This is a genomic window from Nonomuraea sp. NPDC003804 (assembly GCF_040610675.1).
Taxonomy (GTDB): domain Bacteria; phylum Actinomycetota; class Actinomycetes; order Streptosporangiales; family Streptosporangiaceae; genus Nonomuraea.
Genome location: NZ_JBEXMT010000035.1, coordinates 39,222 through 59,626 on the forward strand (window position 1 = coordinate 39,222; position 20,405 = coordinate 59,626).

Sequence of the window (20,405 nt, forward strand, 5' to 3'; positions counted from 1 at the left end):
GCACGCCGATCACCAGGAGGCACCCAGCCATGATGTCCACCGACCGATCGGGCGCCCGGCGGCTGCGGCTCGCCGTGGGCGCCGCGACGCTGCTGCTCGTCGCCGCCTGCGGCACCGCGACGGCCGGACCCGAAGGGCCCGGCGCGGCGCCGGGCGCGGTCGCCACCACGGCCACCGCGCAGCCCGGCGCCGCCTTCGACGAGGCCGACGTGATGTTCGCGCAGATGATGATCCCGCATCACCAGCAGGCCGTGGAGATGGCCGAGCTGGCCGAGACCCGCGCGGCCGACCCCGAGGTCAAGGAGCTGGCCGCCAGGATCAAGGCGGCCCAGGAGCCGGAGATCCAGAGCATGCGGAGCTGGCTGGGAGCCTGGGGCCGGCTCATGCCCTCGGACGGCATGCACCACGACATGCCGGGCATCATGTCCGCCGACGACATGAAGCGGCTCGAGGCCGCCGAGGGCGCCGCCTTCGACAAGCTGTTCGGCCAGCTGATGATCGCTCACCACAAGGGCGCGATCGAGATGGCCGAGGCCGAGCAGGCGCGGGGCGTCAACCCCGAGGCCAAGGAACTGGCCAGGACCATCGCGTCGACCCAGCAGGCCGAGGTGGACCAGCTGCGCCAGATCCTCGACCGGCTCTGACCGGGCGCCTGACACCATCACCGGAGGTGCGGCGGGTGCCGTCGCGGGGCGCATCCCCCTGGCCGGCGGCCGAACGGGGAAGGCACACTGGCAGTGAGGAACCCGTGACGTAAGGCGCGCCCATGAACGCCCAGGCTCGCGGGAAACCGACCGGCGTCCTGGACAACCCGGCCGTCGGCATGGCCCCGTGGATCATCTTCTCCGTGCTCGTCGGCCCGGGGCGGTTCGAGTCGGCGGTGATGCTGGCGCTGGCCGCCTCCCTCTTCCTGATCGTGGCCGCCCGCATCGCAAGGCCGGGCAGTTCCTGGAAGCTCCTCGAAGTCGCCACCGTGCTGTTCTTCGCCGTCACGGCCATGGTGGGCGGGGCGGCGAGCGAGGACACGCGCCGCTGGCTGGAGACGTACGCGGGCGAGATGTCGAACATCGCCCTGACCTTGATCGCGTTCGGGTCCATGGCGGCGCGGCGGCCCTTCACCCTGCAGTACGCCCGCGAGCAGGTCGACCGCGCGTACTGGAACTCGCCCGTCTTCCTCCGCACCAACTATGTGATCACCGGCGTCTGGGGGTTGGCCTTCCTGGTCGCGGCGATCGCGGGCCTCTTCGGGGACCTCGTCCTGCGCGACCCGGACAACATCTGGACCGGCTGGATCATCCAGATCGCGGCGATCGTCGGCGCCGTTCGTTTCACCCAGTGGTATCCCGACGTCGTACGAGCCCGTATCCGCGACCGCGGCCCGGACGAACAGCGGTGACGCTCCCGGCCCGTCTCGCGGTCGCCGGAAAAGGCGATGACAGGCCCGCCGGGCCTCCCTATGCTCGCGCCCGTGCCTGAAGCGATACCGCGTCCCTCCGCCCGCGTCCTCCTCGTCGACGACCGCGACAGGATCCTGCTGTACCACGGGCGGGGATTGACGAAGAACTCAGGCCACGCCTGGTTCACTCCCGGCGGCGGTGTCCGGCCGGGCGAGGACCTGGCCGTGGCCGCCGCCAGAGAACTGCGCGAGGAGACCGGGCACACGGTCGCCCCCGAAGCGGTCGGCCCGGTGGTGGCGGTCAGTTCCGGCCCCTGGGTCCGGAACGACGGCGTGCGCGTCCACGCCGACGACTCCTTCTTCTTCCTCCGCGTCCCGGAGTTCACGGTGGACACCTCCGGCATGGAGGACCTCGAACGCTCCCTGTTCGGCACCCACCGGTGGTGGAGCGTGGCCGAGTTGCGCGCCACCGCCGAGCGCGTGATCCCGCTCAACCTGGCCGACCTGCTGGCACGCCTCCTCCAGGGCGACCTGCCCGCCGAGCCCGTGGTCATCCCCTGGCACCACCCGTAGCGGCGCCCGCCGCTGGTCGAGACGGGGCCGTGATCTTCTTTTGGCAGGATGCTCCTCCTCCCTCCAGATGTTGAAGGAAATCGCATGAAGAGGATCATCGTCGGCCTCGCCCTCACCACGGGTGCCGCGCTCGTCGCCGCTCCGCCGGCGCAGGCAGCGCCCAAGGCCGACCCGGTCAAGGCGCTTCAGGCCCAGGTGGCGCCCGGCAAGGGCGTCAACGTCTCCCTGATCACCCGCATCGCGCTGGACGGCAAGCGGCTGGCCACCATCCGCACCGAGCGCGTCGCCGGCTTCCGTAAGGGATGGCAGGTCGACACCGACGAGACGACCAGCGTCTACGCGCCCGACAGCGCCGAAAGCCTCCAGGCGGACTTCCGCTTCCCGACGCTCGTCATCAGGGCCAAGGGCGTGAGCTACACCTCCGGCGGCGAGCTGATCGGCATGCTGCCGCTGGACAAGAAGTGGGTGCGCGACATTCCCGGCGAGTCCCGCCCCGCGGACCTCACGGTCGATCTCTTCCAGCCGGGGGCGCTGAAGGCGCTGCTCGCCACCGCCTCCTCCGTCAGCTCCCGTTCCGCCGAGGGCGCCATCGACATCCGCAAGATCCCGGGCCGGCCCTTCGGCTCCCGGAACGGCGTGAAGATCGCCTGGTCGCTCTGGTTCGACGACAAGGGCAGGGTGACCCGCCTGACCACCATGCTGGCCGACCAGCGGCTCTCCGACCGCCGGCTGGACGTCAGCGCGGACGTGCGTTTCACCGGCTGGGGCGCCAAGGTGACGGTCGAGCCGCCGCCCGCTGACCTGGTCACGCGCAGCGAGGACGTTCCCGCGCTCGAGGAATCCCTCGAGCCGGCGCCGAAGAAGCTCATCGACGCCCTGCCGAAGGCGCACTGAGGTCCTGCGGGGCTGCCGGGCACGACCGGCAGCCCCGGCCTCCCGCACCGCCCCCGGTCAGGAGACGGCGTCAGTCAGCGCGCGGGTGTAGCGCACGCCGGGCCGGCCCTCCAGTACCGTCTCGCCGGCGGGAACGAATCCGGTGCGGGTGAGCACGGTCCGCGATCCGGTGTTGTCCAGCGTCGTGACAGCCCGCAACTCGGTCAGGCCGTACTCCGTGGCCGCCAGCTCGCAGATCCGGCGGACGGCGGCGGTGGCCAGGCCACGCCCGGCGGCCTTCTCGGCGATGCGGTAGCCGAGCTCGGCGGCGCCGTCCTCCACGTCGACCAGGTTGACGCGCCCCACCACCGCGCCGCCGTCCATCAGCACATGGAAGTGGCAGATGCCGGCGGCCTGCTCGGCGAGCAGGGCGCTGAGCCGGGCGTCGAACTCGGCGAAGTAGTCGTCGCCACGGTCGGGCACCGACGCGGCGAAGTAGGCCCGGTTCTCGAGCTCGAACGCGAGGACGGCGGGGACGTGGTCGGGGCGGAGGCGCTGGAGTTCGGGCACCGGAGAACGCTACCGTCCGGCTCGCGCCGCGCGCGATGGGATTTGTCCGCTACCTTCGCTTCCGCGGGCCGTGCCGGCCCGTTTCTCGCCTGTTGGGAGTGTCCGATGGACGTACTGCGCACGCTGTCACTGATCGCCGCGACGTTGTCGATGGGAATGTCGGCGAGCGCGTTCGTGCTCTACGCGCACACCATCATGCCGGGGCTCGGGAAGACTGACGACCGCACCTTCGTCGGCGCCTTCCAGGCCATCGACCGGGCGATCATCAATCCGTGGTTCATCGGCGGCGGCTTCTTCGGCGCCCTGCTGTTCACCGTCGCCGCCGCCGTCACCCAGATCGGCCGGCCGGCCTTCCCGTGGATCGTGGTCGCGCTCGTGCTGTACGTCGTGACGTTCGTCATCACGGTCGGGGTGAACGTGCCGCGCAACGACGCCATCAAGGCGGCAGGGGATCCCGACCGGATCGACGTGGCCGCGGTGCGCCGGCGGTTCGACGAGGCCAGGTGGGCCACGTTCAACATGGTCCGCGTGCTCACCAGCCTTCCGGCCTTCGGCCTGCTGGTCTGGGCGCTGGTCCTGCACGGCCGCGCCTCGGCCTGACGGGCGGGCGCCCGTCAGGCCTCGGCGTGAGGGGCGGGTGCCCGCCACGCCTCGGCGTGACCAGTGGGAGCCCACCACGGCGTGACCGGTGGGAGCCCACCTCGGCCTGGCCGGTGGGAGCCCACCTCGGCCTGGCCGGTGGGAGCCCACCTCGGCCTGACCGGCGGGAGGCCGCCGCGCGTCAGGTGCCGGCGATGTCGTCGGCCGCCACGTAGCCGAACGTCATCGCCGGGCCGAGCGTCGAGCCGGCGCCGGCGTAGCTGTTGCCCATCACCGCTCCGCTGGCGTTGCCCGCGGCGTACAGGCCGGGGATGACCGACCCGTCCGCGCGCAGGACGCGCGCCCGCGCGTCGGTCCGCATCCCGCCCTTGGTCCCGAGATCGCCCGGGACGATCTTGAAGGCGTAGAACGGCGGCAGCCAGAGCGGCGCCAGGCAGGAGTTCGGCGCCACGGCGGGGTCGGTGTAGTAGTGGTCGTAGACGCTGTCGCCGCGGCGGAAGTCGAGGTCCTTGCCCGTCATCGCGAAGCCGTTGAACCTGGTGACCGTCTGGCGCAGCGCGGCGGCAGGGACGCCGATCCTCGTCGCGAGGTCGCCGACCGTCCACGCCTTGTGGACGGCGCCCGCGGCATACCAGGAGTCGGGGAACGGCAGCGTCGGCGCGACGTCCTTGAACAGGTAGCGGTTGCGGTAGTTCTGGTCGGTGATCAGCCACGCCGGGATGTGCGGGCCTGTGGCGTTGCGGTCGTACATGACGTGCACGACGTCGCTGTACGGCGCGCCCTCGTTGACGAAGCGCACGCCATCCCCGTTGACCAGGATGCAGCCGGGAAGCGTGCGCTCGGCCAGGCAGAAGTACGGCTCGCCGGGCAGCGGGATCGCCGGACCCCACCAGGCGTCGTCCATCAGGTCGAGGGCGGCGCCGGCGCGGCGGCCGGCCCGGATGCCGTCGCCGGTGTTCTCCTTGGCGCCGACGGTCCAGTCCGTGCCGATGGGCTGCCGCTGGAACTCCGTGCGCATGGCCAGGTCGTGCTCGAAGCCGCCCGAGCCGATGATGACCCCGCGCGCGGCCCTGACCAGCACCTGCGTGCCGTTCTGCGATACGAGCACGCCGGTGGCCCGGCCGTCCCCGTCGAAGCGCAGGTCCAGCAGCGGGGTGTTGAGCCACACCGGCACGCCGGCGGCCATCAGTCCCGCGCGCAGGCCGCCGGCCAGCGCCTGGCCCATCGTGAGCGGGATCTCGCCGCGCAGCTTGGCGGCGGTGTACCTGGCGACGCACTCGGCGGAGACGGCCGCGCCCTTGAGGCTGACCGCGGCCAGCGTGAGCCACTTGTAGTCGGCGCTGAAGACGACCAGGCCGGGCGGCGTGGGGATGTAGGAGGGGTTCAGGTGGGCCAGCTCGGGGCCGAGGACCCTGCCGTCGAGCTGGTCGGGCTCGATGGAGCGGCCGTTCGGCATCCCGCCGGGCAACTCGGGATAGTAGTCGGAGTAGCCCTCCATCCAGCGGAAGCGCAGCGGGCTGTTGCGCGTCACGAAGGAGATCATGGCAGGCCCGGCGGACAGGAACGCGGCCCGGCGGTCGGCCGGCACGCCGCCGCCCACCACGGCCTCGAGGTAGGTGGCCGCCTTGGCGGGCGTGTCGGGCACCCCGGCGGCCAGGATGACCTCGTTGTTCGGGATCCAGATGCCCGCTCCCGAACGCGCCGCCGAGCCGCCGAACGTCGGCGCCTTCTCGATCACCACCGTCCGCAGCCCCCGCTTGGCCGCCCGCAGCGCCGCGGTCATCCCGGCGGCGCCGGAGCCGACCACGACGACGTCGTAGTCCGCGACGGCCGCGTGGGCGGTGCCGTCGAGACCACCCAGGACACCGGTGGTGAGGACGGCTCCCGCGGCGCCGCGTAACACCTGCCGCCTGGTGTGCCGTGGTGCGGGCTGGGGGGTGTGGTCCGCGGGCATGGCGCATCCCTTCGACGTGAGGCTGATCCTTGACCGGCACCTCGCGCCCGGCGCCGAACGAAGCATGCGCTTGGTTGGTATGCCTGTCAACGGGCGGGTGGCGAGAACTCCGTCCGCGTGCGCGTGCTCGCGACCACCCGCCCGCCCACGACGACGTGCCGCGGCGGGGCGTGCAGGGCCAGGGCCTGCCGTACCGTCCGGCCCTCCAGGACCACCAGGTCCGCCGGCGCTCCCGGGACGAGCCGGTGGACGGGACGGCCCAGCACGCGGGCCGCCTCCAGGCTCACCATGTCGTACAGCCGGTCGAGGGCGGCGTCGGCGCGGGCGTCCAGCAGGTGGGCGGCCAGGAACGCGACCTCCAGCAGGTTGTGCCGGCCGAAGGGGTAGTAGGCGTCCTCGATGTCGTCCTGGCCGAGCGCCACCGGCAGCCCCGCGTCGGCGAGGGCGAAGACCGGCAGGTGGAGCGGCCCGGTGTGCGGGTCGCTGACGAAGCCCAGGCCGGCCGCCCGGCACAGCCCCACCAGCCGGCGCAGGTAGGGCTCGGGATACAGCGCCATCGCGCGGGCGTGCTGCGCGCTGCCGCGCACCCCGGTGGCCAGCAGCGCCGAGGCGAGCATCTCGGTCGTGCGCAGGCCCGGATCGCCGGCGTCGTCGACCAGCATCGCCACCCGCCTGCCCGTACGGCGGGCCAGCTCGACCATGCGGCGCACGTGCTCGGCGGCGTCGGCGTCGGTGTACTCGATCCACGGGATGCCGCCCACGACGTCGGCGCCCAGCCGTACCGCCTCCGAGACCAGCTCCTCGGTGCCGGGCCGGCGCAGCAGGCCGTCCTGAGGGAAGGCGACGACGCGCACCTCGACCCGGTCGCGGAACTCCTCCCGCAGCGCCAGCAGCGCCTCCACCCCGGTGAGACCGGCGTCGGGGTCCACGTCGGCGAACGCCTGCACGGCCCGGACGCCGTGCCGTACCGACTCCGTGAGAGCCCGCCGGGCCCGGTCGGCGACGGCGGCGGCCGTCTGGTCGCGCTTGACCGCGGCGGCGGCCTCGATCGCCGCCATCGCCGCGCCCATCGAGCCCCCGGTGTACGCCTCCAGCGCCCGCGAGCCCGCCAGGTCGAGCGTGTGGACCTTGCACAGGTGCAGGTGGGCGTCGGCGAACGGCTCGGTCACCAGGTTGCCCTCGGCGTCGATCACCGTGGTGGCGCCGCCGGGGGCGTCGCGGTCCTCGGGCGCCACGACGGTGAGGATTCCGTGGTCGGCGGCCAGCATCCAGCGGCCCGGGCGATCGCGCCGGGCGGCGTTGCGAACGAGCAGGTCCACGTAGCCGACCCTACGGTGTGCGGTACCAGGCGGCCTGGAGGGCGCGGATCTCGTCGGGGGTGCTCTCGCGGGCGATGTAGGGGATGTCGAGGAGATGGCGGCTGCCCGGCAGCTTCCGCCTGACCACGCCGGCGTCCTCGAGCACCTGCGCGTAGACGGAGGCGCCGTCCATGCAGAACACGTCGATGACCGCCACCCGCCCGTCGAGGGCCCGCCGCACGTTGCCGGGGTTCAGGTCGATGCCGTCCCACCAGGGCGTGCGCGCCCGGAACTCGGCGTCGACGGCGGCGGCCGCCTGCCGTACCTCCGCCAGATGCCGGTCGTCGCCCCCGCCCTCCCGCCACCGGCGGGCCACCTCCTCGGCCCGCGCCGGCTCGAGCGGCGCCAGGAACTCCAGCACGGCCAGCGTGCCGCCGCCCTCCAGCGGGGAGTCGAAGGCGACGCGCGGCAGGTAGGGGTTGCCTGGCCGGCGGCGGCACAGCTCCAGGAAGGCGGCATAGGCCGGGTCGAACGGGCACACCCTGGCCACCCACAGCCCGTCGGGCGACCGCAACCCCGTCGCCCAGTCGCCGACGCCGCACGGGGTCCAGCCCGCCAGCACCAGCTCGGCCGTGGCGTGGCGGTGGGTCATCGAGGGCCAGGGCAGGTCGGGCAGCACGGCCGCAGCCTACGAGAACCTCCCGTCCGGCCGCATGCGGGTTTCCACCTGCCCGCCGAGCCGCCACACAGGCCAGCTCCTCCGGGCCGCTCCCTCTCGGGCCGCCTCCGGGCCGCCCCCATGCCCGCCCCGCCGGGCGGCTCCATCGGGGTGCAACGGGGCTCCAAGCCGGGCACAAGTCGGAGGGCGTAGCTCTTGAGGCATGAGAACACTCCTCGGCCTGACCGCCGCCGCCGTCATCGCCGTCTCCGGCGCCGTCCCCGCCGCCGCCGATCCCACCGTCTGGAGGTGGGGCCCCGTCCGCTCCACCGACGGCCACGCCGAGGCCGCCGGCAAGGTGGCCGCCGGCCAGTCGGGCCTCGTCGTGTCCGGCACGCTCGCCGACACCAGGGGCGCCGGCTGCTCCTGGGTCCAGATCAAGGGGATGAGCAGCGAGAACGGGCGCTGGCGGACCGCGTCCGCCGGCGCCTGCGTGCCGGGGACGAAGGGCTTCCGGCGGGACGTCGGCGGTGTCCTGCACATCAGGGTCAGGGTGTGCAGGGGCACCGCCACCGGGCCGACGGGCCGCTGCTCCCGGTGGAGGACCGTCTACACCCAGGGCGGCTGACGTCCCGGGTGCACGCTGTCGTCCCGGTGCACGCTGTCGTCCCGGGTGCGCACGGTCAACGGCCGCAGGCCGCGCACGCGGGGCGGGTGATCAGGTAGTAGGAGACGGAGGCGACGGCGAGCCCGGCGCCCCACACGACGTAGGAGGGGACGGCCACCCACATGAACGCGGGCTCCTCCAGGGTGCCGTCGATCGTCTCGGTCACCATCTGCGTGATGCCGGTGCCGAAGTAGGCCAGCATCGCGCCCGCGATCGCGAACCCGGGGCCGACGACCAGCCAGCGCGGCACCCCCCGCCCCGCGAGGAACGGCACCCAGCGCGGCCAGACCTTGCCCCACCCGTGCACCAGCGCGAGGGGCAGCAGGACGCCCGCGAGCAGGAAACCGAACTCGAAGACCAGCAGTGAGGGGCTGGCGGCGTAGGGGACGGCGACGCCCATGGTCAGCTGGGCGACGATCCTGAGCAGGCAGCCCGCCACCGCCGCGTAGGCGGCGGCGTAACCCCAGCGCGGGGTCGCCTCCAGGCGCGGGAGGCGGACGCAGCGCAGGCAGCCTGCCGTACGGCGGCGCTGCCACGACAGGGCGGTGGCGCCCGCCAGCAGCCCGACGGTCGCACAGCTCGCCCTGCTGAGGAAGGCGGGCAGGTCGCGGGGCAGCCCCAGCCCCGGCAGGATGCCGCCGACGACGTCGAGCAGCAGCACCGCTGACGCCGACACCAGCGCGGCGCTCAGCGCCCATGCCGCCAGCACCAGCGGCAGCCGGCCCCCGGTGGCGCGCAACCCCGCCACCACGAGCACGACGCCGGCGCAGAGCCCGACCACCACCCACGCGGGGAAGGTCAGGTCGAAGCCGAGCACCCAGGACGGTGCGTCGCCCAGCGCCCAGGAGGCCTGCACCGCCCCGTAGGCAACAGCGCCGGCCGCGGCGGCCCACGGGACCCACGTCATCCATCGCGTCATGCTCACGAGCTTCGCGTCCGGCGGCCCCGCCGCGATTCGCCCGGGTGGGGGAGGCGCCTCCCCCTGGCGGGGGAACGTCAGCCGACCAGCTCCTCCACCGCCTCGCGGAACAGCACGCCGTGCCGGTCGACGTCGGCGCGCGTGGTGTCGGGGCACATGAGCGCCATGTTGTGGAACGGCGTCAGCAGGATGCCGACCGGCCACGGCCGCAGCGTTCCCGGCGGATCGGCCACGTGGCAGTCCCAGCCGGCCAGCAGGCGGCGTACCGCGAGGTGGTCCCGGCGCAGGACCGACACGTCCACGTCCCCGTGCTCGCGGAAGGGCCGCCCGACGGCCAGCTCGATCGCGTAGCCGCCGCTCACCCACCACGGCACCGTCGAGGCCCCGAACAGGGCGACGACCTCCTCCAGCGGCGCCGGCTCCCAGCAGCCCCACGGTGTCTCAGGTGTCTCAACGCCTGGCATCAGCCCATTGTCGGGTGAGACCGGCCGTGTCCGCCATCGGTGGAGTCCGCGGGGTGCACCGGCCCCGGGCGAGCCCCGCTCCCACCGCCGTCGGCAGCGGCGTGTGGTGCGGTCCCCGCGAACCGCGGAGGTGACACAGGGGGTAGTGTCACCAGCCATGACGTCCCCGTTGGAGGAGCTGGCGGTACGGCTGCGCGGGTTCGCGAGCGACCGCGAATGGGAACGGTTCCACACGCCCAAGAACCTCGTGATGGCGCTGGCGGGAGAGGTCGGCGAGCTGGTGGCGGAGTTCCAGTGGCTCGCCGAGGCCGAGCGGCCCGACGAGGAGACGATGGCGCGGGTGCGCGCCGAGCTCGGCGACGTGACCGGCTCGGCCCTTTCCCGCCTTGGCCCTGTCCCGCGTCGTCTGTCCGGCGCTGTCTGTTCCGTGCCGCCGCGTCCCTCGGGCCGGGCCGGTGGAGGTGGCGCCCCTGGCCGGACCGTCCGGGGCGGTGGGGTGCCGCCGAATGTCGGCGCCGCGTGGTTGGATCCCGTACGTGGAGGCATCCGTCGAGCACCTGGTGTACGTCAGGGAGGACGCGTACACCGTCGCCCGCATGAGCAGCGAGGCGGGCGGGTCCGGCTTCGTCGCCTCCGGCAGGGCGCTGGCGGGGGCGCAGCCGGGCGAGACGCTCCGCCTGGACGGCCAGTGGGAGGAGCACGCCACCTACGGCAAGCGCTTCGCGGTCACCGCGTGCGAGCGTGTCGTGCCGTCCACCGTCCACGCCATCCAGCTCTATCTCGGCTCGGGGCTCATCCGCGGCATCGGCTCGCGCCTGGCCCAGGCGATCGTCGGCCACTTCGGCGAGGACACGCTCACCGTCATCGACACCGCCCCCGAGCGGCTGACCGAGGTGATCAACATCGGCCCCGCCCGCCAGGCGCAGATCGTCGAGGCGTGGAAGGAGCAGAAGGCCGTCGCCGCGCTGATGGTGGTGCTCCAGGGCTACGGGGTCAGCCCGCTGCTGGCCGCCAAGATCTACCAGGTGTACGGCGACGCCTCGGCGGAGATCCTGGCCACCGACCCCTACCAGCTCATCGGCAGGGTCAGGGGGGTCGCGTTCGCCACGGCCGACAGGATCGCGCTGCGGTCGGGCGTCCCCGAGCGCAGCCCGCAGCGGATCAAGGCGGCTCTCGTCGACCGGCTGGAGGCGGCCGCCGCCCGCGACGGTCACTGCTTCCTGCCGCTGCCGGCGCTGGTCGCCCGCACCGCCGAACGGCTGGAGCTGGAGGAGGAGCTGGTCGGCCGGATGGTCGACGCGCTGCTGTCCGAGCGCCGTGTCGTCGTCGAGGAGACCGACGACGACCTGGTCGTCTACTCCAAGGAGCACCACAGCCGCGAGGTCAAGCTGGCGGCGGAGCTGGCCAGGCTCTGCGCCGCCAGGTCGACGCTGCCGCTGCGCGCCTTCAGCGACGACCCCGGCCTGCACGACGATCAGCAGGCCGCCGTGACCATGGCGTTGACCAGCACGGTCTCGGTCCTCACCGGAGGCCCCGGGTCCGGCAAGAGCCACACCGTGCGAGTGATCGCCTCGACCGTGCGGGCGATGGGCGGCGCCGTCACGCTGTGCGCGCCCACGGGCAAGGCGGCCAAGCGGCTGTCGGAGCTGACCGGGCTGCCCGCGACGACGGTCCACCGGATGCTCGCCGTACAGCCCGATCCTGACAAGCTCTTCGACCAGACCCCGGCGCAGGCCGACCTCGTCGTGGTCGACGAGGCGTCCATGCTCGACCTCCATCTGGCCACCCGGCTGTGCTCGGCCATCCCCGACGGCAGCCACCTGCTGCTGGTCGGCGACAGCGACCAGCTGCCGAGCATCGGGCCCGGCAGCGTGCTGTCCGACCTGCTGCGGGTCGAGACGATCCCCCGGATGCGGCTCACCCACGTCTTCAGGCAGGCCGAGGGCAGCGGCATCGTCCAGGCCGCCCACCAGATCAGGTCGGGTGCGGTGCCGTACACACCGGGCGGCGGCGGGTTCTGGTTCGAGGAGCTCGACGACCCGTCGGCGGTGGCGGCGCGGGTGGTGCATCTCGCGACCGAGGCGATCCCCGCGAAACAGGGCGTCCGTCCCGAGCAGGTTCAGGTGCTGTGCCCCATGCGCAAGGGCGACGCGGGCACCGCCGAGCTCGGGCGGTTGATCCAGGAGCGGCTCAACCCGGCCCGCGACGGTACGGCCGAGCACTGGTCGGGCGCGTCGGTCTACCGGGTCGGCGACCGCGTCATGCCGATCCGCAACAACTACGACAAGGGCGTCTTCAACGGCGAGACAGGCACGATCGTCGCCCTCGACAGGGAGGAGCGCGTCGTCGAGGTGCTCATCGACGAGGGCGAGGTGGTGTCCTACGGGTTCGACGAGCTCGACGACCTCACCCACGCCTACGCGATCAGCGTCCACCGCTCCCAGGGCAGCGAGTACCCGTTCGTGGTGGCGCCGCTGGTGGTGGAGGCGGGCGGGGTGATGTTGCGCCGCAGGCTGCTCTACACGCTGGTCACCAGGGCCAAGGCGTGGGTGGTGCTGGTCGGGCGGCGTGAGGCGCTGGAGCTCGCCGTCCACCGGCTCGGCCTGCGCCGCAACACCGGCCTGGCCCGGCGGCTCGCGTTCGTGCTCGCCCGCTGACCCGGCTCGGGATCCGGCACCGGGCGGGGGTTCCTACGATGAAGCCGTGAGGATCCTCGACAAGCGGGAGTGGCAGGCACGGGCCGAGGCGCATCAGCGGCGGGTCGACGCCTGGGTCGGGCCGCACCTGAGCCGCCGCAAGGAGGGCAGGGCCCACCCGGTCGAAGACTTCCTGTTCGACTACTACGGCTACCGCCCCGGGCGGCTGCGCAGATGGCATCCCGGCGCGGGCGTCGTGCTGGCCGACGCCCAGGGCTACGGAGCCGACTACCTCGACACCGGCGAGGGCGCCACCGTCGACGTCGACCGGCTGCTGGACAAGCGGCGCGCGATGGTCGAGTGGACGGCCGCGCTGCTGTCGGCGACCGCCGCACGGCAGGGCAACTTCGGCTGCTTCGGCATGCACGAGTGGGCGATGGTCTACAAACTGCCCGCCGGCCAGGTACGGCACGCCGCGCAGCCGCTGCGCATGCCGTCCGAGGAGATCGCCGCCGTCGTCGAGCGCCGTGGCGCCCGGTGCAGCCACTTCGACGCCTTCAGGTTCTTCACCGAGGCCGCACGCCCGCTCAACGCCCTGCGGCCGACCCGCGAACGCCAGGTGGAGCTCGAACAGCCCGGCTGCCTGCACGCCAACATGGACCTGTACAAGTGGGCCTACAAGCTGTCGCCCCTCGTGCCGAGCGAGCTGGTCGCCGACTGCTTCGAGCTGGCCCGCGACATCAGGACGCTCGACATGCGCGCCAGCCCCTACGACCTGAGCGCCCTCGGCTACGCACCCGTCCCGATCGAGACGCCCGAGGGCAGGCTCGCCTACGCGGCCGCCCAGCGCGGGTTCGCCGAGCGGGCCGCGCCGCTGCGCCGTACTCTCATGGAGCTGTGCCAGGGGCTGCTCGCCGGCGCCCCTCGCTGACGGTGAAGGTCGCGCGGAAGCGGGCACGGGCGGCGTGCCCGCGCAGGATGAGCAGGCCGAGCGGGCGTCCGTTCGGGTTCCCTTCCGCCGTGGCGGCGTAGGCCGCGAACCCGTCGGGCACGGCGAGCGCGAGGTGCGGGGCGCCGTCGAAGTCCCAGGTGCCGCGCAGGATCCCGTCGGCGGGGACGGCGAGCCGGCGGACATCACGCAACGCCGCCGCCTCCTGACCGAGAACGCCCGCGCCACGGCCCTCGGGTCGGGCGTCGCCACCGTTCCCGGGTCGGGCGTCACGCAGGCTCGCGGAGCCGGCGGCGCCCACGTTCTCGGGTCGGACATCGCGGGGGACCTTGGAGCCGGCGTCGCAAGGGCCCGAGGGCGAGATCGTGGAGGAGCTGGAGACGCCGGTGGAGTGAGCGGCGCAGTCGCTGGGATCACGCGGCTCCCACGCGGGCCGGGAGGAAGAGGGCTCCCGGCCGTGGCGGGCGGAGGCCGAGGGCTCCCGAACCCCCTGGGCGGGAGAGTCGGAGGGTGGGCGGGTGGAGGGGACGGCGGGGCGGTCCGGGGTCGGGTCGGGGGAGAAGAGGCCGTCGCCGTGGAAGGCCCATTCGACGCGCCGTGCCGAGGGCAGCGTGACCGTGACCTCGTCGGCCCATCCGTCGTCCGTCACCGCGACCGAGCGGCGCAGCACGTTGCCCTCCCACGCCGACTCCGCCACGAGACGGCGTTCGGACGACTCCAGCAGGCGTCCCGTGTGCGGGGGCTGCCGGGCCCCGTCGACGATCGCCACGTTGTGCGCGAGGGGCGAGCGCATCCACGCCGTGAACGCCGAGCCGTACCCGCTGGTGCCGAGGTCGAGGCTGCACCAGCCGGTGGCGGTCTCGACGTCGACGTTGAGCTTGTCGCGGTGGTCGTGCCAGCCGGCGTCGGGGCCGAACCGCATCGCCAGCCGTACCGCGGGGGAGCGCAGCACCCCGATCCCGGCGTGCGGCCACACGAAGGACGAGCGACGCCCGGCCACCCGGTCCGGCGCGAAGTCGCGGGCGGCGGCGGGCGAGCCCGCTGGCCTGGGGCCGGTTCCGGAGGCCGGGGCGGCGGGCGAGCCCGCGGGACTCCGGTCGGCTCCGGAGGCGGGGGTGGCGGGTGAGCCCGCGGACTTTCGGCTGGTTCCGGAGGCCGGGGTGGTGGACGGTGAGGCCGCGGGCACCTCGTCCGGGCCGAAGAGCAGGGCGGCGACGGACGAGCGGTACCCGACGTCCACGCCGCCGGGCAGGGCGTCGGGGCGGCCGAACCACGGACGCACCGGGCCGGGACGGCGGCGTTCGTAGTAGGGGGCCAGGTCGACCGCCGCCTCGGGGAGGAGCGTGCAGGCCGCCTCGGCCTGGGCGGCGAAGTCCCCGACGTGGCACTCGGCCCAGCCGTCGCCGTAGGCGGGCAGGCGGGTGTCGGCGTAGGCGAGCGACGGCGGGGCGGCGATCGCGCGCGCGAGCCGTCGTGCCGCCCGCTCGGACAGTCCTTCGGGTCCGGCGGCCTCGCGGTAGGACAGGAGGGCGGCGACCGCGTAGTAGTGGTAGTGAGCGTTGATCTCGTACCAGACACCTTCCGGGTGGAAGCCCTGCATGACCTGGGCTTCCGCGCCGAAGGGCGCGTCGCGGCACCACTCCGTCAGGTTCCGGTCGCCGAGCCGGGCGGCGCACTCGGCCAGCGCGGCCAGCAGCCAGCAGTGGATGTTGTGCACCATGCCGGCCTGCGGGCGCAGCAGATCCGCGATGGCGCTCGCCATGGCGTCGACGGCGGCGGAGGTGGCGGGGCTGAGCACGTCGCCCGCCCAGCGCAGCGCGCGCAGCAGGCCGACGGCCCAGACCGCCTCGTCGAGCGACTGCGGCTGGACCCGGCCCTGGCCCGCGTTGCCGCCGTGGGGTTCGTAGGAGAGGTAGTGGCGGGCGTAGGCGGCGGCGAGGCGCTCGAGTTCGGCGGCGGCCTCTGCGGCGGCGTCCGACAGGCGGATGAGCAGGGCGGCGCGCTGGGCCTGGACGGCCGCGGCGTCGTGCATCGTGGTGCGCCACGCGCCGTCCCACGGCTCGCCCCGGTAGACCCGGTCGCACGCGGGGCAGGCGTGCCGCGCGGGCGTGGCGGCGTCGAACACCAGCGGGGCGCCGTCGGCGTCGCAGAAGTAGTGGTGCGTCCATGCCGAGGGCTGGTCGGGGCCGGGGATGACCAGATCGCGCGACCAGCGGGTGAAGTCCGATCTGATGGCGGTGAGGATCTCCGCCGCCCACGGCCTGGTCTCCAGCCTCTGCCGGATCGCGGGCCACGCGGGCGTGTACGCGGCGCTCATCTCCCCATCCTGCCCACCCTCCCGTCCTGCCCGCCGCGCCGCCGGTCGTCCGGCGACCATCCGGCGATCTCCGGCTGCCCGGAGGCGCCCGGCCGCACGGGAGACGCGGGGCAGCGGTGGCAGCGCCGCGCGTGGGGGAGGCGCGCGGCGCATCAGGGCGTCCGGTGTGCGGTGTGGGCTCTCAGCTCGTCTGGCCGCTCTTGGTCACGGTGCCGTCCTTGGCGTCGACCCTGATCTGGTGCCTGGTGCCGTCCGACCCGACGACGTCGGACTCCCAGACCACGGCGCCCTTGTGCCGGTCGAGCTTCAGCTCGGTGATCTTGCCTTCGGGTACCGCGGCGGCCACCTTCTCGGCCGCGTCCTGGTAGGTGAGCTCGGCACCCTTGACGAGGGCGAGGAGCTTGGCCTTGTCCTCGGCGTCGCCTTCCCTGGCCGTGGGCCCCGAGACGACCTTTCCTGAGGAGTCCACTTCGAGCTCCTGCTCGGTGCCGTTCTTCTCGGCCAGCTCGACCTCCCAGATCTTGCCCTCCTCCTCCGCCTCGAGGGAGACGACCGTGCCGCCCTCGACGGCGTCCATGGCGGCGGTGCCCGCCCGGGTGATGTCCTCCATGCCGCCGACTCCGGGACTCGGCTCCCCGGGGCTCATCTCGCCGGGGCTGGGCTCGGGGGGCATCGTCGGCGACGCGAGGCCGGCGACGGCGCCTCCGACGGCGGGTGCGGGCGCCGCCTTGGCGGCGTCGGTCGGCGTGCCGGCGCATGCGGCGGCCGCGAGCAGGGCCGCACCCGCAACTCCGGCACCGATGATGGCTTTTGTCCGTTTTGACCCAGTCATATGGGTGGACTGCCCGGATCGTCGTAAAGCCACGCCCAGAGGGGAGACAACACGAGCCCGGCGACCGTTCACCTCATGGTCGGCCGGCTGCGCGGGAACGGCTCCCCTTCTCCGCCAGGAGGCTGAACTCGGGCCCGACGTCGCGCGTCTCCGCCACCACGTGCGCGTGGAAGGCCCGCACCACAGGGGTGAGCTGGGCGGGCCTGACGATGCCGATCGTGCGGAACACGGCGGGCGACAGCGGGATCTCGACCACGCCCGGCAGCGGCGCGACCCCGTAGCCGGGCAGCAGCGCGACGCCGAGTCCCGCGCCGACCAGTCCGCGCACGGTGTCGGACTCCTGGCCCTCGAAGGTGATCCGGGGCCGGAAGCCGGCGGCGGCGCACAGCTCGTCGGTGATCTGGCGCACGCCGTACCCCTGCTCCAGCGTGACGAAGTCCTCGTCGGCCAGCTCGGCGGCGCGTACCCGGCGGCGGCGGGCCAGCCGGTGCGAGGTGGGGACGGTGAGCACCAGCTCCTGCCGGGCCAGCGGGGTGCCGGTCAGCTCGGCGTCGCCGGAGGGGAGCGGCGCGACGAACGCCAGGTCGATCTCGCCCTCGCGCAGCCGCCGCAGGATGTCCTGCCGCGAGCCCTGCACGAGGCTGAAGCGCACCCCCGGACGCCGCTCGCGGAAGCCGCCCACCAGTGCGGGCACCAGAGAGCGGCCGAGCAGGTGCAGGAAGCCGAGCACGATCCGGCCGCTGCCGGGGTCGATCTCCTCCCGCACCTCCCGGACGCCCGTCGCCATGACCGCCAGCGCGCGGACCGCCGCGTCGGCGAGGGTGTGACCGGCCCTGGTCAACCTGACGCCTCTGCCGTGCGGGACGACCAGCGGGGTGCCGGCCGCCTCCGACAGCGCGGCGAGCCGCCTGCTCACCGTCGGCTGGGGTACGCCGAGCAGTTCCGCCGCCCTGGTCACGTGCTCGGTTTCCTTGATCGCGGCCAGCAGTTCGAGGTTCGGCGCCCATTCATGCATCACGGTATGAATTTTCGCATATTGCGGTATTGGACGTATTTATTAGCGTTGCTTAGTTTCGTACTCGTGGCTATCGCACCTCGAGTGGCTGTCGGCGTCGCGGCCGCGGGCATCTCCTCCTTCGCCCTGCTCTACGCGCCGCAGCCCGTCCTGCCTCAGCTCGCCGCTGAGTTCCACCTCGACCCGGGAAGCGCCTCGCTGGCGGTCGGGGTGGCCACCGGCGCGCTGGCCGTCGCCGTGCTGCCCGTCGCCGCGCTGTCGGAGGTGGTCGGCAAGCGGCGGATCATCCTCGTCTCCGTCATCGCCTCCGCCGTGCTCGGCCTGCTGCTGCCTCTGGCGCCGACGTTCGAGACGCTGCTGGTGCTCAGGGCCCTGCAGGGCGTGGCCATCGCGGGCTTCCCCGGCGTCGCCGCGGCGTACCTGATGGACCTGCTGGGTGCGGCGGGGGTGGCCACCGCGGTCGGCGCGATGATCGCCGGCAACTCGGTCGGCGGCATGGCCGGCCGCCTGGTGGCCGGGCTGGTCACCGAACCGCTCGGCTGGCACGGCGCGCTCGCCGTCGTCGGCGGCGTCTGCGCGGTCTGCGCGGCGGTCGCCGCCCTCACGCTGCCGCCCACGCCCCCGCGCCCGCGGGTCCGACCGGGCGGCGGCCTGCGGGCCGCCTTCAGCCGCCCCGTGCTCCTCGCCCAGTACGGCGTGGCCGCCGCCGGCGTGGGCTCCTTCGTCGCCGTCTACAACGCCGCCGGGTTCAGGCTGATCCGCGAGCTCGGCCTCGCCCCCGCCGTCGCCTCCCTCGTCTTCCTCGCCTACGCCATGGGCACGCTGTCCTCCGGCGCCGCCGGCCGGCTCGTCGCCAGGTACGGCAAGCGCCCGGTCCTCGTCGCCGCGCTCCTGGTCACCGTTCTCGGCACGCTGCTGACCGTCCCCGACTCCCTGGCCCTCGTGGTCACCGGGCTGGTGGTGCTGACCGGCGGCTTCTTCGCCGCGCACGCCGTCGCCAACGGCTGGGCGGCCGCCGAGGCCCCCGAAGGCGCCCGCGGCCACGTCTCCGGCATGTACACGCTCTTCTTCTACGTGGGCAGCAGTGTCGGTGGCACGCTGGGCAGCATCGTGTACGGCAGGGCAGGCTGGAGCTGGCTGGTCGGGTTCACCGCCGCGTGGTTGCTGGCGGCGATGACCGGAGTGCTGACCGAAGGGAGAAGGCGGCGTGGCCATCAACGTCACGGTGTGGGGCGAGAACGTGCACGAGCGGCGGGAGGAGGACGTCCGGCTGCGCTATCCGGAGGGGATGCACGGCGCGATCGCCGCCGGGCTGCGTGAGCGGCTCGGCGAACGGGTCGCGGTGCGGACCGCGACCATGAACGAGCCGGCGCACGGCCTCACCGAGAAGGTCCTCGCCGAGACGGACGTGCTGACCTGGTGGGGCCACGCCGCCCACGAGGAGGTCTCGGCGTTCGTGGTCGCCCGCGTCCACGAACGCGTGCTGGGCGGCATGGGCCTGCTGGTGCTCCACTCGGGGCACTTCTCCCGGATCTTCCGCGCGCTGATGGGCACGACCTGCACGCTGACCTGGCGTGACGCGGGAGAGCGCGAGCTGGTGTGGACGGTCGACCCCGCGCACCCGATCGCGGCGGGCGTGCCCAACCCGCTCGTCATCGAGCAGCACGAGACCTACGGCGAGCCGTTCGGCGTCCCCACCCCTGACGAGCTGGTCTTCATCAGCTCCTTCACCGGCGGCGAGGTCTTCCGGGCCGGCTGCTGCTACCGCAGGGGCAAGGGGCGGATCTTCTACTTCAGCCCGGGCGACCAGAAGTACCCGGTCTTCTACCACGAGGGCGTCCTGCGGGTGCTGGCCAACGCCGTGCTGTGGGCGGCGCCCGCCGAAGGGGCGGGCGAGCCGCTGCGCAACGTCCACACGCCGATCACCTGGTAGGGCGCCGTTCCCCGCCCTCGGGCCGGTGATCGGAGGGGAGCGGATAAAGTCCCATCCTTATGGAGCTGATTGACAAGGTGCGCGAACTGCGCGGCCAGGGCAAATCGCCCAAGGAGATCGCCCGCGCGCTCGGCGTACCGCCGTCGAAGGTGGCGCCGCTGGTGCGGGCGGTCGCGGCCGAGGCCCCCGTCGAGGAGATGGGGGAGGTGGCCGGGAGCTGGGTCACCACCGGCTGGAGCGTCGGCCTCACCGCGCCGGGGTGGGTCGACGAGGCCCCGGAGGAGCACGGCACCAACGGCACCGTCTGCGTGCTGGTCGCCCGCCGGCACAGCTGGGACAAGTACGTGGTCTGCGGCTACCTGGTCGACACCTACTGCCTGGGCGTCAGGCACACCGTCGGCCCCGACGTCATGGACGAGCGCGAGCTGCGCCGCTTCCGCGACTACTTCTTCTCCGACTTCCCCGGCTGGCAGGAGGCGCCGTTCGAGCTGGCCAGGGAGCTGGTGCTGGGCTCGGTCGAGTACGCCAGGAGCCTCGGCCTCGACCCGATCGAGGACTTCGCGCCGCTCGCCCGCCACCTGGGCGAGGAGGAGATCGCCGGCACCGTCACCTTCGGCAGGGACGGCAGGCCGTTCTACGTCGTGGGCCCGAACGACGAGCCCCGCAAGGTGCTCCGCCAGCTCGAACGCGCCGTCGGCAAGCCGCCGAACTTCGGCTACGTCATGGTCTCGCCCGAGGGCTCCTGACCCCG

Annotated in this window: 20 protein-coding genes; 11 read left to right on the forward strand and 9 right to left on the reverse strand. The window is 73.6% G+C overall.

Annotated elements, in window-relative coordinates; genetic code table 11:
• Nucleotides 1-29 precede the first annotated feature (29 nt).
• The 4 genes from ABZX22_RS36790 (at nucleotide 30) to ABZX22_RS36805 (ending at nucleotide 2,863) form a co-directional block, all read left to right on the forward strand.
• Entirely contained in the window at nucleotides 30-644 is a 615-nt protein-coding gene (locus tag ABZX22_RS36790; protein WP_354918893.1) for a DUF305 domain-containing protein, read from the forward strand.
• A gap of 122 nt (nucleotides 645-766) precedes the next feature.
• The gene (locus ABZX22_RS36795; protein WP_354918896.1) at nucleotides 767-1,396 is read left to right on the forward strand and encodes a hypothetical protein; all 630 of its coding nucleotides are present in this window, start codon (nucleotides 767-769) and stop codon (nucleotides 1,394-1,396) included.
• A 72-nt stretch (nucleotides 1,397-1,468) separates the two neighbouring features.
• Nucleotides 1,469-1,969: an NUDIX domain-containing protein gene (locus ABZX22_RS36800; protein WP_354918899.1), complete on the forward strand. Its 501-nt coding sequence runs from the start codon at nucleotides 1,469-1,471 to the stop codon at nucleotides 1,967-1,969.
• Between the two features lie 84 nt (nucleotides 1,970-2,053).
• Nucleotides 2,054-2,863, forward strand: a complete 810-nt coding sequence (locus ABZX22_RS36805) for a hypothetical protein (protein ID WP_354918902.1) — start codon at nucleotides 2,054-2,056, stop codon at nucleotides 2,861-2,863.
• 57 nt (nucleotides 2,864-2,920) lie between these two features.
• Here ABZX22_RS36805 and ABZX22_RS36810 read toward each other — a convergent pair whose 3' ends face one another.
• Entirely contained in the window at nucleotides 2,921-3,412 is a 492-nt protein-coding gene (locus tag ABZX22_RS36810; RefSeq protein WP_354918905.1) for a GNAT family N-acetyltransferase, read from the reverse strand.
• 105 nt (nucleotides 3,413-3,517) lie between these two features.
• On the opposite strand from ABZX22_RS36810, the gene ABZX22_RS36815 reads away from it, so the two are divergent.
• On the forward strand, nucleotides 3,518-4,012 hold the full coding sequence (locus ABZX22_RS36815) for an anthrone oxygenase family protein (protein ID WP_354918908.1): 495 nt from the start codon (nucleotides 3,518-3,520) through the stop codon (nucleotides 4,010-4,012).
• A gap of 181 nt (nucleotides 4,013-4,193) precedes the next feature.
• Here ABZX22_RS36815 and kstD read toward each other — a convergent pair whose 3' ends face one another.
• The 3 genes from kstD to ABZX22_RS36830 all read right to left on the reverse strand — a co-directional run bounded on the left by kstD (nucleotide 4,194) and on the right by ABZX22_RS36830 (nucleotide 7,943).
• Complete coding sequence (gene kstD / locus ABZX22_RS36820; protein WP_354918911.1) at nucleotides 4,194-5,966, reverse strand: 3-oxosteroid 1-dehydrogenase; 1,773 nt, start codon at nucleotides 5,964-5,966, stop codon at nucleotides 4,194-4,196.
• Between the two features lie 86 nt (nucleotides 5,967-6,052).
• Nucleotides 6,053-7,285 carry an amidohydrolase family protein gene (locus ABZX22_RS36825; RefSeq protein WP_354918914.1) on the reverse strand — a complete coding sequence of 411 codons (1,233 nt, stop codon included), beginning with the start codon at nucleotides 7,283-7,285 and terminating at the stop codon, nucleotides 6,053-6,055.
• 10 nt (nucleotides 7,286-7,295) lie between these two features.
• Entirely contained in the window at nucleotides 7,296-7,943 is a 648-nt protein-coding gene (locus ABZX22_RS36830; RefSeq protein WP_354918916.1) for a hypothetical protein, read from the reverse strand.
• A 202-nt stretch (nucleotides 7,944-8,145) separates the two neighbouring features.
• Between ABZX22_RS36830 and ABZX22_RS36835 the strand changes: the two genes are divergently transcribed.
• Nucleotides 8,146-8,550, forward strand: a complete 405-nt coding sequence (locus tag ABZX22_RS36835; protein WP_354918918.1) for a hypothetical protein — start codon at nucleotides 8,146-8,148, stop codon at nucleotides 8,548-8,550.
• Between the two features lie 55 nt (nucleotides 8,551-8,605).
• On the opposite strand, the gene ABZX22_RS36840 is transcribed toward ABZX22_RS36835, so the two are convergent.
• Together ABZX22_RS36840 and ABZX22_RS36845 are read right to left on the reverse strand one after the other, a co-directional pair.
• Entirely contained in the window at nucleotides 8,606-9,508 is a 903-nt protein-coding gene (locus ABZX22_RS36840; RefSeq protein WP_354918921.1) for a hypothetical protein, read from the reverse strand.
• Nucleotides 9,509-9,585: 77 nt separating this feature from the next.
• Nucleotides 9,586-9,972: a hypothetical protein gene (locus tag ABZX22_RS36845; protein ID WP_354918924.1), complete on the reverse strand. Its 387-nt coding sequence runs from the start codon at nucleotides 9,970-9,972 to the stop codon at nucleotides 9,586-9,588.
• A gap of 536 nt (nucleotides 9,973-10,508) precedes the next feature.
• Between ABZX22_RS36845 and ABZX22_RS36850 the strand changes: the two genes are divergently transcribed.
• Together ABZX22_RS36850 and ABZX22_RS36855 are read left to right on the forward strand one after the other, a co-directional pair.
• Entirely contained in the window at nucleotides 10,509-12,629 is a 2,121-nt protein-coding gene (locus ABZX22_RS36850) for an ATP-dependent RecD-like DNA helicase (RefSeq protein WP_354918927.1), read from the forward strand.
• A 46-nt stretch (nucleotides 12,630-12,675) separates the two neighbouring features.
• Nucleotides 12,676-13,539: a 3-methyladenine DNA glycosylase gene (locus tag ABZX22_RS36855; protein ID WP_354918929.1), complete on the forward strand. Its 864-nt coding sequence runs from the start codon at nucleotides 12,676-12,678 to the stop codon at nucleotides 13,537-13,539.
• On the opposite strand, the gene ABZX22_RS36860 is transcribed toward ABZX22_RS36855, so the two are convergent.
• The 3 genes from ABZX22_RS36860 to ABZX22_RS36870 form a co-directional block, all read right to left on the reverse strand.
• Nucleotides 13,496-15,874: a heparinase II/III family protein gene (locus ABZX22_RS36860; protein ID WP_354918932.1), complete on the reverse strand. Its 2,379-nt coding sequence runs from the start codon at nucleotides 15,872-15,874 to the stop codon at nucleotides 13,496-13,498. The two genes, ABZX22_RS36855 and ABZX22_RS36860, sit on opposite strands and share 44 nt — an antisense overlap.
• Before the next feature lie 181 nt (nucleotides 15,875-16,055).
• The gene (locus ABZX22_RS36865) at nucleotides 16,056-16,706 is read right to left on the reverse strand and encodes a PepSY domain-containing protein (protein ID WP_354918934.1); all 651 of its coding nucleotides are present in this window, start codon (nucleotides 16,704-16,706) and stop codon (nucleotides 16,056-16,058) included.
• 73 nt (nucleotides 16,707-16,779) lie between these two features.
• Complete coding sequence (locus tag ABZX22_RS36870; protein WP_354919052.1) at nucleotides 16,780-17,721, reverse strand: LysR family transcriptional regulator; 942 nt, start codon at nucleotides 17,719-17,721, stop codon at nucleotides 16,780-16,782.
• 66 nt (nucleotides 17,722-17,787) lie between these two features.
• Here ABZX22_RS36870 and ABZX22_RS36875 point away from each other — a divergent pair, with 66 nt between their 5' ends.
• From ABZX22_RS36875 to ABZX22_RS36885, 3 genes are read left to right on the forward strand one after another with little or no spacing between them, the layout of a single operon-like run.
• Nucleotides 17,788-19,041: an MFS transporter gene (locus ABZX22_RS36875; RefSeq protein ID WP_354918937.1), complete on the forward strand. Its 1,254-nt coding sequence runs from the start codon at nucleotides 17,788-17,790 to the stop codon at nucleotides 19,039-19,041.
• Nucleotides 18,929-19,654: a ThuA domain-containing protein gene (locus ABZX22_RS36880; RefSeq protein WP_354918941.1), complete on the forward strand. Its 726-nt coding sequence runs from the start codon at nucleotides 18,929-18,931 to the stop codon at nucleotides 19,652-19,654. The genes ABZX22_RS36875 and ABZX22_RS36880 overlap by 113 nt, the downstream gene beginning before the upstream one ends.
• Before the next feature lie 59 nt (nucleotides 19,655-19,713).
• Entirely contained in the window at nucleotides 19,714-20,400 is a 687-nt protein-coding gene (locus ABZX22_RS36885; RefSeq protein ID WP_354918944.1) for a helix-turn-helix domain-containing protein, read from the forward strand.
• Nucleotides 20,401-20,405 lie beyond the last annotated feature (5 nt).